This is a genomic window from Seleniivibrio sp., from assembly GCF_021209385.1.
Classification (GTDB): Bacteria; Chrysiogenota; Deferribacteres; order Deferribacterales; family Geovibrionaceae; genus Seleniivibrio.
Window position 1 is genome coordinate 239538 of the sequence record NZ_JAJOIL010000037.1, and the last position, 14890, is coordinate 254427.

9 protein-coding genes are annotated in these 14890 nt (G+C 46.7%); 3 read left to right on the top strand and 6 right to left on the bottom strand.

What is annotated here, in order from left to right:
* The first annotated feature begins 2 nt into the window (after window positions 1-2).
* Complete coding sequence (locus tag LRY47_RS13300; protein ID WP_295226238.1) at window positions 3-2996, top strand: hypothetical protein; 2994 nt, start codon at window positions 3-5, stop codon at window positions 2994-2996.
* A 75-nt stretch (window positions 2997-3071) separates the two neighbouring features.
* Here LRY47_RS13300 and LRY47_RS13305 read toward each other — a convergent pair whose 3' ends face one another.
* Together LRY47_RS13305 and gltX are read right to left on the bottom strand one after the other, a co-directional pair.
* The gene (locus LRY47_RS13305) at window positions 3072-4751 is read right to left on the bottom strand and encodes a glutamine--tRNA ligase/YqeY domain fusion protein (protein WP_295226239.1); all 1680 of its coding nucleotides are present in this window, start codon (window positions 4749-4751) and stop codon (window positions 3072-3074) included.
* 11 nt (window positions 4752-4762) lie between these two features.
* On the bottom strand, window positions 4763-6229 hold the full coding sequence (gltX, locus tag LRY47_RS13310) for a glutamate--tRNA ligase (RefSeq protein WP_295226240.1): 1467 nt from the start codon (window positions 6227-6229) through the stop codon (window positions 4763-4765).
* A 140-nt stretch (window positions 6230-6369) separates the two neighbouring features.
* Between gltX and LRY47_RS13315 the strand changes: the two genes are divergently transcribed.
* Complete coding sequence (locus tag LRY47_RS13315) at window positions 6370-7722, top strand: HD domain-containing phosphohydrolase (protein WP_295226241.1); 1353 nt, start codon at window positions 6370-6372, stop codon at window positions 7720-7722.
* 21 nt (window positions 7723-7743) lie between these two features.
* On the opposite strand, the gene LRY47_RS13320 is transcribed toward LRY47_RS13315, so the two are convergent.
* The 3 genes from LRY47_RS13320 to LRY47_RS13330 all read right to left on the bottom strand — a co-directional run bounded on the left by LRY47_RS13320 (window position 7744) and on the right by LRY47_RS13330 (window position 11855).
* Window positions 7744-7953: a hypothetical protein gene (locus tag LRY47_RS13320; protein WP_295226242.1), complete on the bottom strand. Its 210-nt coding sequence runs from the start codon at window positions 7951-7953 to the stop codon at window positions 7744-7746.
* Between the two features lie 182 nt (window positions 7954-8135).
* The gene (locus LRY47_RS13325; protein ID WP_295226243.1) at window positions 8136-10955 is read right to left on the bottom strand and encodes a hypothetical protein; all 2820 of its coding nucleotides are present in this window, start codon (window positions 10953-10955) and stop codon (window positions 8136-8138) included.
* A 114-nt stretch (window positions 10956-11069) separates the two neighbouring features.
* The gene (locus LRY47_RS13330) at window positions 11070-11855 is read right to left on the bottom strand and encodes a carbon-nitrogen hydrolase family protein (protein ID WP_295226244.1); all 786 of its coding nucleotides are present in this window, start codon (window positions 11853-11855) and stop codon (window positions 11070-11072) included.
* A 172-nt stretch (window positions 11856-12027) separates the two neighbouring features.
* Here LRY47_RS13330 and LRY47_RS13335 point away from each other — a divergent pair, with 172 nt between their 5' ends.
* Window positions 12028-12321, top strand: coding sequence for a hypothetical protein (locus LRY47_RS13335; RefSeq protein ID WP_295226245.1), 294 nt, complete (start codon window positions 12028-12030; stop codon window positions 12319-12321).
* On the opposite strand, the gene LRY47_RS13340 is transcribed toward LRY47_RS13335, so the two are convergent.
* Window positions 12261-14867, bottom strand: a complete 2607-nt coding sequence (locus LRY47_RS13340) for a PEP/pyruvate-binding domain-containing protein (RefSeq protein ID WP_295226246.1) — start codon at window positions 14865-14867, stop codon at window positions 12261-12263. The genes LRY47_RS13335 and LRY47_RS13340 overlap by 61 nt on opposite strands.
* Window positions 14868-14890: the final 23 nt, after the last annotated feature.

Here is a 14890-nt window from a genome sequence, read left to right on the forward strand (position 1 = left end):
ATATGCGTTATTTTAAACTGATCACTATCGTATTTATTACCGCTCTTCTCGCTTCATGCGGAGGCGGGACAACAACATCAAAAACAAAAACAAGCATAGCAATTAAACTACAGCTTCCCAGCGATACAAAGAAACGCACAAAAAGTTCTCCAAGGTTTACCATCGGCAACACAAGCATATCAAAAGTTCAGATAGGATATGGGCTTACAGGTGGAAACATGACCTCTCTGGACGTTACCACTGAGGCGGAAAACCAGTCTTCCGTAACCATTTCGCAGCTTGAGGCGGGCAAAGAATACAGCTTCACCGTAGCGGCTTACAGCGGTGCAGACACACTTGTCTGTCAGGGCGGCGATACGCTGACAATAGTCCCCAACACAGAATCAGACTTAACACTGACATGCAGTTTTCAGGACAAGTATGCTATTGAAAATTTCGTTTTCAACATTGAAACCGGAATGATAAACGAAACCATGACGGAATCCGATCTGGAAGACTACGTAGCCGACAGTTCCGATTTCGGCGTTTACAACGGTCTGGACAGAGACGCTTTTATTTCAGACTTCATTGCGGAACGTATAGAAATGAAGGATAACGGACTCAGCCTTATTTCCGTTCAGATGCTTGATCCTAAAGCAAAATCATCAAAAACCTCTGAAAGCACGGCAACGGCAAAGGTTAAATATATTTACAGCGACGGCTCATACCGGTTTAAAGAACTTTGGGCGGCAAAGATAGACGATGAATGGAAGCTGGTGGGCAACGGACACAGTTACGACCTTTCCATAAAGAATCAGGCGGCACAGCTTTTCAGCACTGCCAGCCAGACGGATCCTGATAAGTTTGCAGGCATTACAGTGGGTGCCGGAAGTGTATCTAAAGACAGTATCGCATCCTTCGCAATGTCCGGAGACGGCATAAGCAGTGCAAACTATTCAATAGTCACGGATTCCGACCCGATATATGCAAAACTGACCTCTCCATCGTCATCTTATTATTTCAAAGAGATAAACGAAAACATGACAATGTACGGCAATGCCTCAGCCGTTAATGACGGCGACCCATACGTTTTCGCGATAACCACTGTCAACAGCGAATCCAAAACCGACACACAGTATATAGACGGAGACGGCATAACCGCTGCCGAAATGGAACAGGATGTTTTCCCCACCGCAACCGTTGTGCAGGACAACTACTGCACAAAAACTGTAAACCTCACTATGCCGACAGCATACACACCGAGCTGGGCTCAGATAGATATTTTAGTTTTAGACAGTCATTCAACGGCTGTAACAGGTTCTGTGAAAGTTCCTATCAACGCAACAACAGCCTCTGTAGATATGACTGACATACTCGGCAGCTCTCCGCAATATTCAGAAATTAAGTTAACAACATACGATCCGACAGGAAGAGCCTTTTCAACATATTACTCATTTGAAAATCTCGGCATATCCGCCGACAACGGATGTACACCCGGCGGCGGATCAGGCGGAAGCGACGACGATATTGTTGTTGACGGATACTACAATCTGGCAAGCCTCTCTACAGACGGAATGAATTACTCCGTAAAATTCAACGGGATAAGAGTCAATTCGGATAATTCTTTCTACGGAGTGCTCAGTACAGAATTATTTTCAGATATATACTCAGATGGCTATTATGAACCGGTGGTAGCGTCCTTTAACAGCGACGGCACACCGGCAAGCGCATATTCTGTTCAGCATACGGATGCAAACTCTGAAAACACCATGTTCAGGGTGAAGGTGTTTAAAACATCCGACGGTTCACAGTTCATCGCAGCAGGAAACTACGACAACGACAATTTCGTAAGTGTTATGAAGATAAATGCCGCAGGCGACGATATCGACTGGATAAAAAAATATCAAAGCAGCGACACAGCCAATAACGAATATCACAAATTCATCGACGCGTCGCTGATATCGGATTCCGTTGACGACACCGACAGCGCGGAAGAGATTCTGCTGCTTATCAAAGGTCAGAACGAGGATGCACAATTCAACTCGACCGTCATGATGCTCAAAGTATCTTCAGAGGATGGAAGCATTCTCAACAGCAGTATAACAACCGTAACAAACACCAACGGCGGTATAGTTCCCATAAAAATGGCAGTAATTAAACCTTACGATGCAGTTGCCGTTCTGGCGTATACATGTGCGGACGACGGAACAGCTTATTCTTCCCTGTCGATTCTGGCTCTGGATTCAGAGCTTACACTGCAGAACTCAAAAGAGTTCTACCAAGGTTTTGACAGTGTTATGAACTCAATCAGCGACAATAATGCGGATGAAACATTACTTGATAATATTGATATGGCGGCAGGCATCAACGGAAAGCTATATGTAATTTTCTCAGAAAACTATTCAGACCTGTCTGTTGCGGAAATATCCACCGATCTTAATGAATACAATTCCGCATATGAAATACAATCCGTATCGTTCATAAGTATGGATAACGCTAACATCGGCTATGAAAACTTCACTCCAAGAATAGCTGTAGTAACTGCACCTTCAGGAACAGAAAACCTTATATACTGCTATGCAATGTCAATAGGTTCAGCTGGCGGCGACATAGTTATAACTGTCTATTTGCCTGTACTCGCCCAGCTGACAGAAGCGGCTTTTGACGGATCCAGCCTTGCAAACGGCACCGGATATAACTGGGCGATAATAATTCCGAATATGCAAATGCCCGGCGGACAGCTTTCAGGAGGAGCGGCATCGTCTGTTTTCCTGACAAATTTCAACAGCTCTGTCAGCGTTAACGTTGACGGAGAAGTCGGAGATATCCCTATAGACAGTGCGACCAACGCATTTTCATTCTCAAGTTATTCCACGGGAGACCCTTTGAACGACCTGAACACAATAGGACTCAGTAACGCAGTGATAACCAATATGAATGTTGAGGATATCGCCGTTAGTTCCTTCAGCTTAACCCAAAGAGAACTTTCTATTATGGATCTGGCTGACATGCCCTGACAATAAAGAATCAGGTAGAATAAAAAAGGCGGAAAGCATAAGCTCTCCGCCTTTTATTTTATGATTAAAAAAATTCTAACCGTTGCTCTGTGCTTTCGCCCAACTATCCTTTAAACCAACAGTCTTGTTAAACACAGGCTTACCCGATTTGGAGTCCTTGTCGCTTGTGAAATATCCGACGCGGAGGAACTGATACTTCTGCATCGGTTCGACATCTTTCAGCGAGGGTTCCGCAAGGCATGTGGTGACTTTCAGCGAATCGGGATTGATATTCGCGGTGAAATCCAGCCCTTCCGGTGCTTTATCGGGGTTCGGAGTATTAAAGAGGTGTTCGTACATGCGTACTTCCGCCTCTACGCAATGTCTGGCACTTACCCAGTGGGCAGTTCCCTTGACCTTACGTCCGTCCTCCGTCCAGCCGCCGCGGCTTGCGGGGTCATACGTACAGCGAAGCTCAATGATATTGCCGTCGGCATCCTTAATGACCTCTTCGCATTTGATGTAATATGCGTGTTTAAGTCTCATCTCCTGTCCGGGAGAGAGCCTGAAATACTTTTTAGGCGGGTTTTCCATAAAGTCGTCCCGCTCTATGTATACCTCACGGCAGAAAGGCACCTGTCTTGAACCGTCCGCCTCGTTTTCGGGGTTGTTCTCCGCCTCAAACCATTCCTCTTTGTCCTCAGGATAGTTGGTTATGACCACTTTAAGCGGGTCTGTTACAACCATAACCCTTTGGGCTATTTTATTAAGGTCTTCGCGAAGGCAGTATTCAAGCTGACCGTAATCGACAGTACTGTTGCTTTTGGCAACGCCTATCATCTCGGCAAAGTTCCTTATGGATTCCGGCGTAAAACCCCTGCGGCGAAGTCCCGCTATTGTAGGCATACGCGGGTCGTCCCAGCCGTTCACGAAATTTTTCTGAACCAGAGTAAGGAGTTTCCTTTTGCTCATAACGGTATATGTGAGGTTCAGTCTCGCGAACTCTATCTGTTGGGGATGAAAAACGCCCAGTTCGTCAAGGAACCAGTCGTAAAGGGGTCTGTGGTCTTCAAATTCCAGCGTACAGATGGAGTGGGTTATCTTTTCCATGGAGTCTTCAAGCCCGTGGGCAAAGTCGTACATTGGATAGATGCACCATTTGTCCCCTGTGCGGTGGTGGTGCGCATGTGCGATGCGATAGATAACGGGGTCGCGCATGTTCATATTGGGAGACGCCATATCTATCTTTGCGCGGAGGACTTTTTCGCCGTCAGGAAACTCGCCTTTTCTCATGCGTTCAAACAGGTCGAGGTTCTCCTCAATGCTTCTGTTTCTGTAGGGGCTTTCCACGCCCGCCTCTTTCAGCGTGCCGCGGGTCTTGCGCATCTCTTCCGCGTTCAGTTCGCAGACGTATGCCTTGCCCTTTTTGATGAGGTTGACCGCGCACTCGTAGAAAAATTCAAAATAGTCGGATGCATAGAACTCTCTGTCGTCCCAGTCGAACCCAAGCCAGCGCACGTCCTCGCGGATTGAATCGACGTACTCCACATCCTCTTTAACAGGGTTGGTGTCGTCGTAGCGCAGGTTGCACTTGCCGCCGAACTCTTTCGCCAGCCCGAAGTTGATGCAGATGGACTTTGCATGTCCTATATGCAGATATCCGTTGGGTTCCGGCGGGAAACGGGTATGCACGCGGCTTTCGTTCTTGCCCTCTTCCAGATCCTTACGGATTATGGTTTTTATAAAATTGGACGGTTTGGATACTTCTTCTTCCATGTATCAATCCTTTATACGTTTTTTTCTATCCATGCGGACGCCGCCGCAACTCTGCGTTTAACGCAATCCTTGCCAAGCAGTTCCAGCATGTCGAACAGGTCTGGACCGCCGCCCACGCCTGTTACAGCGAGCCTTACGGCAGGGTTTATCTTTCCGGCTGACATGCCAAGTTCATCGGCTATGCCGTGGAAAAGTTCTTCCAGAGCCGCTCTGTTCCAGTCGGCAACACTGTCAGTCTTTTCAACTATCTTATCAAGAGCAGGTTTAACAGCCGCAGTGAACTGTTTGCCCGCCTGTTTTGCATCATATTCTTCGGGATCTTTGAAGAAATAGCCGCCATTCTCGCCGAATTCTGTCACTTTCTTGCAGCGGGTCTTGAACAGCGATACAACGCGTTCTTTGTATTCTGCGCTGAAATCAGCAACGGGAAGTCCCTTCTCTGCCCACATTGGTTCTATGTCCGCCAGCAGTTTGGCGGAATCGTAATGCTCCATATACTGACCGTTCATCCACTCAAGCTTCTGCTCGTCGAAAACAGAGGGTTTTGCGGATATGCGGTGCATATCGAAAGCTTCCATTATCTCGTTAACGGACATTATCTCCCTGTCGTCACCGGGGTTCCAGCCCAGCAGTGAAAGGAAGTTCAGAAGAGCTTCCGGCAGAAAACCTGCGCGTTTGTAATCCATTACGGATGCGGCACCCTTGCGTTTAGAGAGCTTTCCGCCGTCGGGCGAAAGGATAACGGGAAGGTGCGCTATGACGGGCGGCTGCCATCCGAACGCTTTATAAAGCAGGATGTGACGGGGTGTGCTGGCTATCCATTCGTCGCCGCGCAGAACGTGTGAAATCTCCATCAGGTGATCGTCAACAACGCTTGCAAGGTGATAAGTCGGGTAACCGTCTGTTTTCATAAGCACGGTATCGTCAACCATAGTGACGGGAGTTTCTATCTCCCCGCGGATACCGTCTATGAATGATATGCTGCCCTCCAGCGGCGCTTTCAGCCTGAGAACGTAGGGTTCCCCCACCTCAATGCGTTTCATAGCCTCTTCTTTGGAAATATCGCGGCATCTTCTGTCGTATCCGCCGTGTATCTCTTTGCGAAGTTCCTTCTCCTTGCGCATCTTTTCCAGACGCTCCGGCGTGCAGAAACAGGGGTAGACCTGTCCTCTGTCCCAGAGTATCTGTGCGTATTTCTTATATATGTCAAGCCTTTCAGACTGGATATAAGGACCGAAGTCTCCGCCTTTTTCAGGACCCTCCGTCCACTCTATTCCCATCCATTTAAGGCTCTCGAATATCTCTTTAAGAGAATCTTCCTGAAAACGTGTCCTGTCCGTATCCTCAATACGAAGAAGAAACGTTCCGCCTGTTTTCTTAGCAAACAGGTAATTGAAAAGGGCTGTTCTTGCGCCGCCGACATGCAGATAGCCTGTGGGCGAGGGAGCAAAGCGCACCCTGATACGATTTTCGCTCATTTTGACTCCTGAAAAAGAAAAAACTAATTCACAATACCGATTAACCTGTTATACTAGCGTATTCCAAGTTTATTTTCAACATCGGAAGCATTTTATTATTTTTATCTGCGGAACATGTTTTATTGCACGTTGGAGAAGAAATGAACCAAAAGCTTGATTCAGATCCTTTTGATATATACGTCACTACTTCATTCGACATAGCCTACGCCCTTTCAAGGGCGCTTGACCTTGTCAACCCCATGATAAACAACCATCATCAGCGTGTTGCCTTCATAGCGGGGAGCATTGCGTCCGAAGCCGGACTTCCTTCAAAAGAAATAGAAAACATCGTACTGGCATCACTCATACATGACATAGGCGTTGTTATGGAGAACGAATTCCTTGAGCTGGCGGACACCAGTGACAAAAAAGGTGATTCGGAATTCTGTCACGCAATTGTAGGTTCGCACCTGCTCACCTGCCTTAAACTGTTTCCTGAACTTCCGGCTCTGGTAAAATACCATCATTCGCCATATGGCGGAGAAATAAACCACCTTGCTGAAACCTGCGACGAGGTTATCCCGGATGGCGCCATGGTGATACATCTGGCAGACCGCATAGACGTTCTTCTGAGCCGCACAGAGCCTTCACTCGACCAGAAGAACGGAATAATAGAAAACGTGAACCGTTTCGGCGGAACAAAATTCAATCCCGACCACCTTGCGGCATTTAACAGACTGTCAGAGAGGGAATCATTCTGGTTCGACATTGAGGAGCAGGAAAAATATAAACTTCTTAAACATAGATTCCATTTTTCTCATATCAACATGGACATTGACAGTATTCTGGAAACTGCAAAACTATTGAGCCGGATCATAGATTTCCGATGTGTGTTTACTGCAAACCACTCCGCAGGCGTTGCGGCTGTGGCAAAGCTCATAACTGAAAAACTCGGATTTCCTGAACGCGACTGCAAATCCATGATGATAGCTGGATATCTGCACGATATAGGCAAGCTCGCCATCCCGTCGTCTATCCTTTATAAGCAGAGCGCTCTTAATGATGATGAAATACTTATTCTGCGCAAGCACCCTTATTACACCTATTCGATACTTAACACCTTCCAGATATTTGACAAAATAAAAAACTGGGCGGCTTTTCACCACGAATGTCTCGACGGAAGCGGATACCCGTTCCATCTCACAGACGACAAGCTTGATCTCGGATGCAGAATACTGGGACTGGCGGATATTGTCACGGCACTCACAGAGGAACGTCCATACAGGTCTTCCATGCCTAAAGACAAGGTGGCGCAGATAATACAGGAGATGGTTCAGACCGGCAAACTCGACAAACTTGTCGCTTCAACCGTACTTGATAATTTTGAAGACATAAACAGTGTCAGACAGTTAAGTCAGGCAGATGAAATGAAAACATTTGAACTGTTCAAAAACGCAATAATGAATAATAAAATATGTAAAAAGAACATTAGGTTCATCACGGCACTGCAGTGATGAACCGTGATATTCCTTTCCTCAGGCGGTCTTGTCGTCGAAGAAATGAAGCATTGATGTCTGCTTCTCTTCCTGAGCCACCTGCTTGGGGATCACTTTCTTTTTGGATTCTTTTTTGATCTCAAAGTAGCATTTGTAAATTGCTCCGCAGGTTTCGCAACGTACAGCGCCGGCCTGTTTAACAGTTATCTTTGTGCCACAGTCTTTACATTCAAAGGACTTTTTAGCCATCTTCTCAACTCCGCATTGATCAGAATACATGTTTTTTGACGATATTCGTCACTTGATATCGCACAATATCACATCCGTTCCAAAATTAATGTCAAATTAATGCAATATTTGTTAAACCTGTTAAACAATAGAAAAATGGGACATATGCTAAGCATATGCCCCATTCTGAAGATATATAACGTTCAGAAAACCAATATCAGATTTGATTTGACGGTGACTGACTGGACTGCCTCCATCTCGGTATCAGACGAGGTTGCATTAACAGTCGGTACAAAAGCGGATGCATTTATATTTGCAGCGGAGACAGGAGTCACCAAGGTTGTCGTAAAATGCAGATCAGTGCTGACATCGTGGATACTGTAGCCTTTAACTTCGCCGTCAGAATTAAAGTTGAACAGTTGAGTTCCCGCCGTCATAAGGAGCGAATCACCGGACGCATCTGACATAGCAGTCACACCCATAATATCCGGTAAGCTCATTATCCACGGAACATCTCCGCTTGCCATATCCACAGCCGCAACTGCATTATACAGTGCAGGATTCTGAGAATCATCATCACCGCCCGAAACAAACATATAAAGCCTGTCACCGCTATCCTGAAGCTTAGTGTAATAAGATTCGAGAGTAAGCTGTGCATTTGCGGGTGTCAGCACATTGTGAGACACAAAGCTGAAACCGTAGGTTCCGTTATTGGTGCTGAGATTATGTTCAAGCTCATCCAGAACAGGCTGATAAAGTATCTGGTTTTCATGCTTTTCAGAGTATGAAAGATATATTTTGTCGTTAGAACCTGCCACCACCAGATTGAGGTCTTTGACAGCTCTGTTTTCTATAACAGTGCTGTTGCCTATGAGGTTCAGGTCGGAATCGAACACAAGCATATTACATGTGCTGTTTTCTCCGGTTGTCGCCTTCTGTGTAAGAAGCACCACTCTGTTTTTGCTTTTTACAACACCCATAGCCACAGGAGTTATATCTGCTCCGGTATTATCCGCCAGATGTACGGCAGAAAGTACGGCTCCGTTTGCCGCGGATATCTTGATCATATTCGCGGTCTTAACTCCGCTCTCGTAACCTTTCATAAGAACGGCAACTTCTGTTGAATCCTTTACGAGTGCCATGGAAACAAATCCCGGGAAGGATGAAGTTCCGTCGTTGCCGTTTGAATAGGTGTTAACCCATTTTATACTTGAAAGGTCGGAAGACAGACGCATAACAACAACCTTGTTGGTATCTTTAATGCCTGCCGCAAGCAGTACCTCATTTCCGAGAACCCCTTCAACCTGCGCGTTGTAAAGCTCCATATTATGCTGGGACATCTTGATAAGCCCTGCTTTAATACTGTGTCCCCTGGCTGTGAAACTGCCTTTCATAACTATGGGGTTATAGTTTACATTGTCAGACGTGGTGAAGACGGAATAACCGACTGCGAAAACAGCTGAAGAAGAACTGTAGAAAATGTCGTTCAGGGTGACACCTGACTGACCCGTCGCTACAACCTGTGAAAGACTGCCGGAGAAACCGCCGCCAAGAGCGGGAAAGGAATCATCGGTGAGCTCGCCGTTAACGGCGTTATTCGTAAAATAGCTGTATGGCATATAAACGGTATAGACACTGTCATTGCTGTCATAAAAATTGAAAGTGAACGCACCGTCCGATATACCTGAAATTGTCAGGGATGTTGTATCAATATAGAATGAAGGTTTCTGCATCGAAAGCCAGCTTTCGCCCTCGTCGCTCTGCCCCTGCCCGTCATCAAGTTTGTAATGCACGTCTGCACGGATAACCCACGAAGGAATCTGAACCAGAAACGACATCTTGTCGGCGCTGGTCAGGGGAGATATGGTCGGTATTTCGGAATATGCGGGGGAATCGTAATCGTGACCACCGCGTATATGATACGTTTCGCTGTCGGTATCGGAACCTTCCGTTATGCCGAACGCAACAGAAGCGCCGTTCGCAACGTCTCCTGTGTAGGGTATAAGTCCGTAATTTATATCATCAGGTATGGAAAGGTTTTCGTCAAAAGCCGTGTCCTGACGCATTTCGTAATCGCCGGTATCGGGATTAAGCGTTTTCGTATAACCTGTTGTCGTTATCCCGTCGCCTGAAACCGAAAGGCTGTCTATGTTGTCCGAACCGTCGTCATAGTTTTTATAAACTTCAAGACCGTATATTGTAGTGTGAGGGTAGTCAACAAACTCCACGGCGGCATGGCGTATTTTCATGCCGTACTGCAGACCGTTTCCTGCTATTTTCCATTCGCCGCCCTCAATGACCATATCTATATCGTCATAATCCACCGAACCGTCGGAATATATCAGTTTAATAAGATGGCTGTTCTGTGAAAGTGTTCCGTCGTCCTCGGCTGTTGTTTTGGCTGTTGCGCTTCTTGTCCATTGAACAAGTTCAACACGGGAAAGGCTTATACCGGAATCGAAAGCAAACTTATTCGCTTCTTCCTGCCTCAGATCGGCTATGAAAGCGTCCCTGTCCATTCCGTCCTTAACACCGAAATTCGTGGCAACAACGGCTTCCGCGTCCTCTTCGGAAAGCGTTCCCGCCATCCCCTGTGAGGCAACACTCAGAAGCATGTTCTCAACCGCATATTTATCTTTAAATGTACATACGAGATTGACGTCGACAACCTGCCCGGGAATAATGGTCGCAGTGTCTCCGCCCATGCAGACCATGCTGCCTGTGGGTCCGTATGCCGACACGCTGAAACTGTATTCCTGTCCGGGTTCCAGCCCGTTGATGTAAATATCGCTTTCATTCTGAACGCTGGAAATAACCTCTTTTGTGCTGAGGTTTGAACCGTAGCCGTAACCTATTATTATGGAATTAATAAGCGTGCTTCCGACCTGCATCCTGCTTGTTACGCCGCTTTTTGAAGTGGTAAGGTCTTCAAAGTCCAGTTTGACTTTCGCTGAATATCTGCTTTTAGAAGCAGTAGTGCCGCCCCCGCATGAGACCAGCAGAACCGAGAAAATACACAACAAGATCAACCTGACATTAAACACAACGTTCCTCCGATCAAAGCCTGAATAATACCCGAAGTATATACGTGTAGAAAGAACTAAACAAGACAACTTGTGTTTAAACCATGGACAAAATCATAATTCTTTAAATATCGCAGAGATATTTTCAAGACAGGGCAGTATTTTCCTTACAGACGACACCTTATCAGTGTCTATATCCGCGTATATGACACATTCGTCAGCACCAGCCTCCGCTTCGCAGAGTCCGAACGGGGAATACACTGCTGAATGACCGGAAAAACTGCCTCCGCAGATATCCGCACATGCAAAATATGCCGTGTTTTCAAGGGCGCGCGCGGCAAGAAGCGTTTTAAGATGATTTAATTTGTGTTCACCGGCATACCACGCGGCAGGGATGAGAAAAAGCTGTACACCGCCAAGCGCCGCACCGCGAAAAACCTCCGGAAAGCGCAAATCATAGCATATTCCGAGACTGCATTTCACTCCGCACACTTCAAACGTCGGCGGAAGCTCGCTTCCGGCGGTCATATCGTCCGATTCCTTAACCGACAGGGCATCGAAAAGGTGCAGCTTGCGGTAAACAGCCTTTGTACTTCCGTCGGGAGCAACCACCACTGCAGTATTATATACTTTTTCGGCAGTCGCCTTTTCCCAGAGACATACACAGGCGTGAACCTGAGCTTCGGCACAGGCTGCCCGAACAGCGGATATGAACTCTCCGTTATGTATATCCTCCGCCATATCGGAAAGCGACACCGAATCAGTTTTAATACCCATGCAGGTTTCAGGAAAAAGTATCAGGTCGCAGTCCTTCCCATGGAGGTTGATTGCCGATAATATCTTATCGAGGTTCTCTTTTTTATTCTGTCCGTGTTTTATCTGAAAGATCGCAAGTTTCATATATCACCGTTTTTACAAGTCTTTGTTTGCATTATCATTCAAAAGCTGATAAAAACCTTGCAGTTGTTACTGTTGTTCATATTGTATGAGGCAGGCTTTTTAAAAGCAAGCACACAAATTCGGAATAAAATAACCTTTGTTATTTTCTTATAAACAAAAAATGAGGTGAAATATGGGCTGCTGCGGCGGAAACAACCATAAGGAAGACAAATGCGGCTGTGAAAGCGACGGTTGCGGAACTCCCGAAGAGATGATGAGCTTCGCATTCAATCTTGAAAAATCAATGTTTGAAGAGCTTAACGAAGCTGCGAAAGCAAACGAAATGAGCTTTGAAGAGTTCATCTACAACTGTATGGAAGTTGGTATTGCCATCACAAACGGCGAACTCGCTCTTATCGACACGGATCAGCTTAACTGCTGTGAGGAAGACGAAGAAGAAGGCGGCTGCGGCTGCGACTGTAAATAATACCACGGCTGGATTTCGCGGTATATCGCCACTGTGCGTGTGCGGATGTCTGTGACCAGCCTTAAAGGTTTTTTGGAGAATCTGAAGTAGCCTATAACTTTTTCAAGCCCTTCAGGTTCTTCAACAGCCTTTCTTATCATATTGACAGCCTTAACGATTGTATCGTCCATCAGGAAGTTTTCCTTATCTTCAAGCACGCATATATATGTCATGTTCGATTCCACAACTTCATGAAAGAAGTGCGTTCCGTATGACATCTCCGGCACCAGCCCGCGCTCAATCCTGCCTATTTCGACAACTGCCTGCATACCGTCTATATCCGAAAAGCTCACCGGAACCCCAAGGGACGTTACGCTGGAACCCCACCTGCCGTAACCCATCAGTACACTGCTGAACCCTTTCTCTTTCACCCGCTGATTCAGTATGCCGATTATCTTCGCACATTCCTTTTTCTTATCAGGCGGCAGAAGAACGTATTCTTCCCAGTTGACGTATATCACCGTATCAATGGGTATTGAATTGTTGCCTCCGAGGAACGTTCCCTTCGCCTTGAATACGGTATATTCTCGGCTTCCGGCGCGGTTGTCCTCATCGCTGATACGCTGAACCTGAACAGGTCTGCATTGCAGAATATTTATGAGATACTGCTGTTCATCCTGAAAGCTGATGGTAAACTCTATCTCCACAGGGCTGTTGTACTCCGTTTCAAGGGTTTTCAGCACCTCTGCCAGCGTTTTTATTACTGACGTTCTGTTTATCACATGGTCAAGATCGACCATCCATGATGTGATATTCGACCCTGTGGCACGGTAAATGGTTTTCTCTGTCTCTATATCTCTCGACGCTATCAGGTTTAGAGACGGTCTGAAAGAGTCCTGATCGAGATCTGACGGTTTTATCTCTCTTATCCTGTTTGCAACAGTATCAACAACATCCATCAGCCTCTGGCTGTATGCCCTTTTGTTCTCGGCGCCTGGCATAGGGTTGTCGTTTGGTCTGTTGACGGCTATCATCCGTGCATAGTCTGTTCCGCATCGGCTCACAGCCCTTGTTCCAAGCCCCGCCACCATGCGCAGAAGTCCTGATTCGGGGTCTATTTTTTTATCCCATACGAACGAGTTATAAGAATGTCCAACACCTGCTATGTGTGGGAAGAAGAAATTACCCTGATAAACTCCTGAAACACGCTGAATCACCACGGACATAACGTCCGCTCTGTCGTGGAGCCTAGCCGCTTTTTTATAACTCTGCGCCTCCCGTGCGAAGGTGCTTGCGAAGACGGACTTAACAACGTCGCCAAGCTGTGAAAGCATCTGCGCGTCATCACCGGAAAGGATGCAGAAACGGCTTTCGTACCTGCCCGCATATGAACTGCGGAAGCTGTCCTCCTGTAATGAGCTTGAACGCACGATGATGGGAAAGTGACCGTAATAGTCAACAAGATCTTCCAGACGTTCCAGTATCTCAGGCGGCATCTTGCCGTTCATGACAAGCCTGTGGAGCCTTCTGCTCTTGTTTCCGTCGGGATCGTGGGAAAACGAGATATAATCGTCCCATATGCTGTTGTAAATCAGAAAAGTATAGAAAGCGTCCGCGCCGAGAAAAAAGCTGTCGTCGCTTTCTGCAAAATATTTAAGAAGGTGCGGAAGTTTTTTGCGGATAATCTTTCTGGCGATGAGCATACCAGCCGCCTTTCCGCCTATGAAACCGGAACCGATGGTGCGCTTGCGGATTATCTTCATCTCCTCAAGGGTGAAGTTGTTTGCGGCAAGCTCAAGTATGCGTTCGTCCATGCCGAGCAGAACTTTGCAAAGCCTGTTCACAGCCTCCTGCTCTTCGGTGTTTTCGTCGCCGAGAAACAGATCGTCCAGACAGGTGAAATACTGCATATCGCTCCGTCTGTCAGGAGGGTTCTGCATTTTAAGGGCTTCCATCGTATCCTGAACTGGACGCACGCCCTTTTTCGGTTCCATTATGTATGGTTTGTACATTGCCGCGGAGTGTCTGTCCTTCGCTTTTCTGGGAACCAGGCAATATCTGCCCATGTTGTCCCGCATTACGCGGACTGATACTGTGGCAACGTCTGTTATCTTTCTGGAAGTAAATTGCCTGTGGCATTTCCGCTGAACAGCGGTGAAAGTGGTAAGCCTGCGCATCTTGGCAAAATCCATGATCAGCTGATACGCATAACCGATGAGCCAGTCGGAACCCCAGTAAGCCATCAGCCCGGTGAGACAGTCCATAATTACAATATCGCCGTCGTCAACGCGCATAACGTATCTGGAACATTCCTCTACAAAACGCTCGAATCCCGCAGAGGGATCCACACGGAAAACAGTTATATTTTCAGAGAATATATCCTGATCAAAATCCCGGCAGAAGCTGATAAAATGAAATTTTCCGCCGAAGCCGCTCATGTCGGAAACCAGAGTTTCCGCTATCTGCATATAGCTTTGCGGGTTTTCCATCTGAAAAACGACACCGTCACCCTGACGTAAACCGCCCGCTAATGTAACAATGCCGCCGCCCGACAAACGTCTGTTCATTCAACCTCTGCCAGTATTTTTTT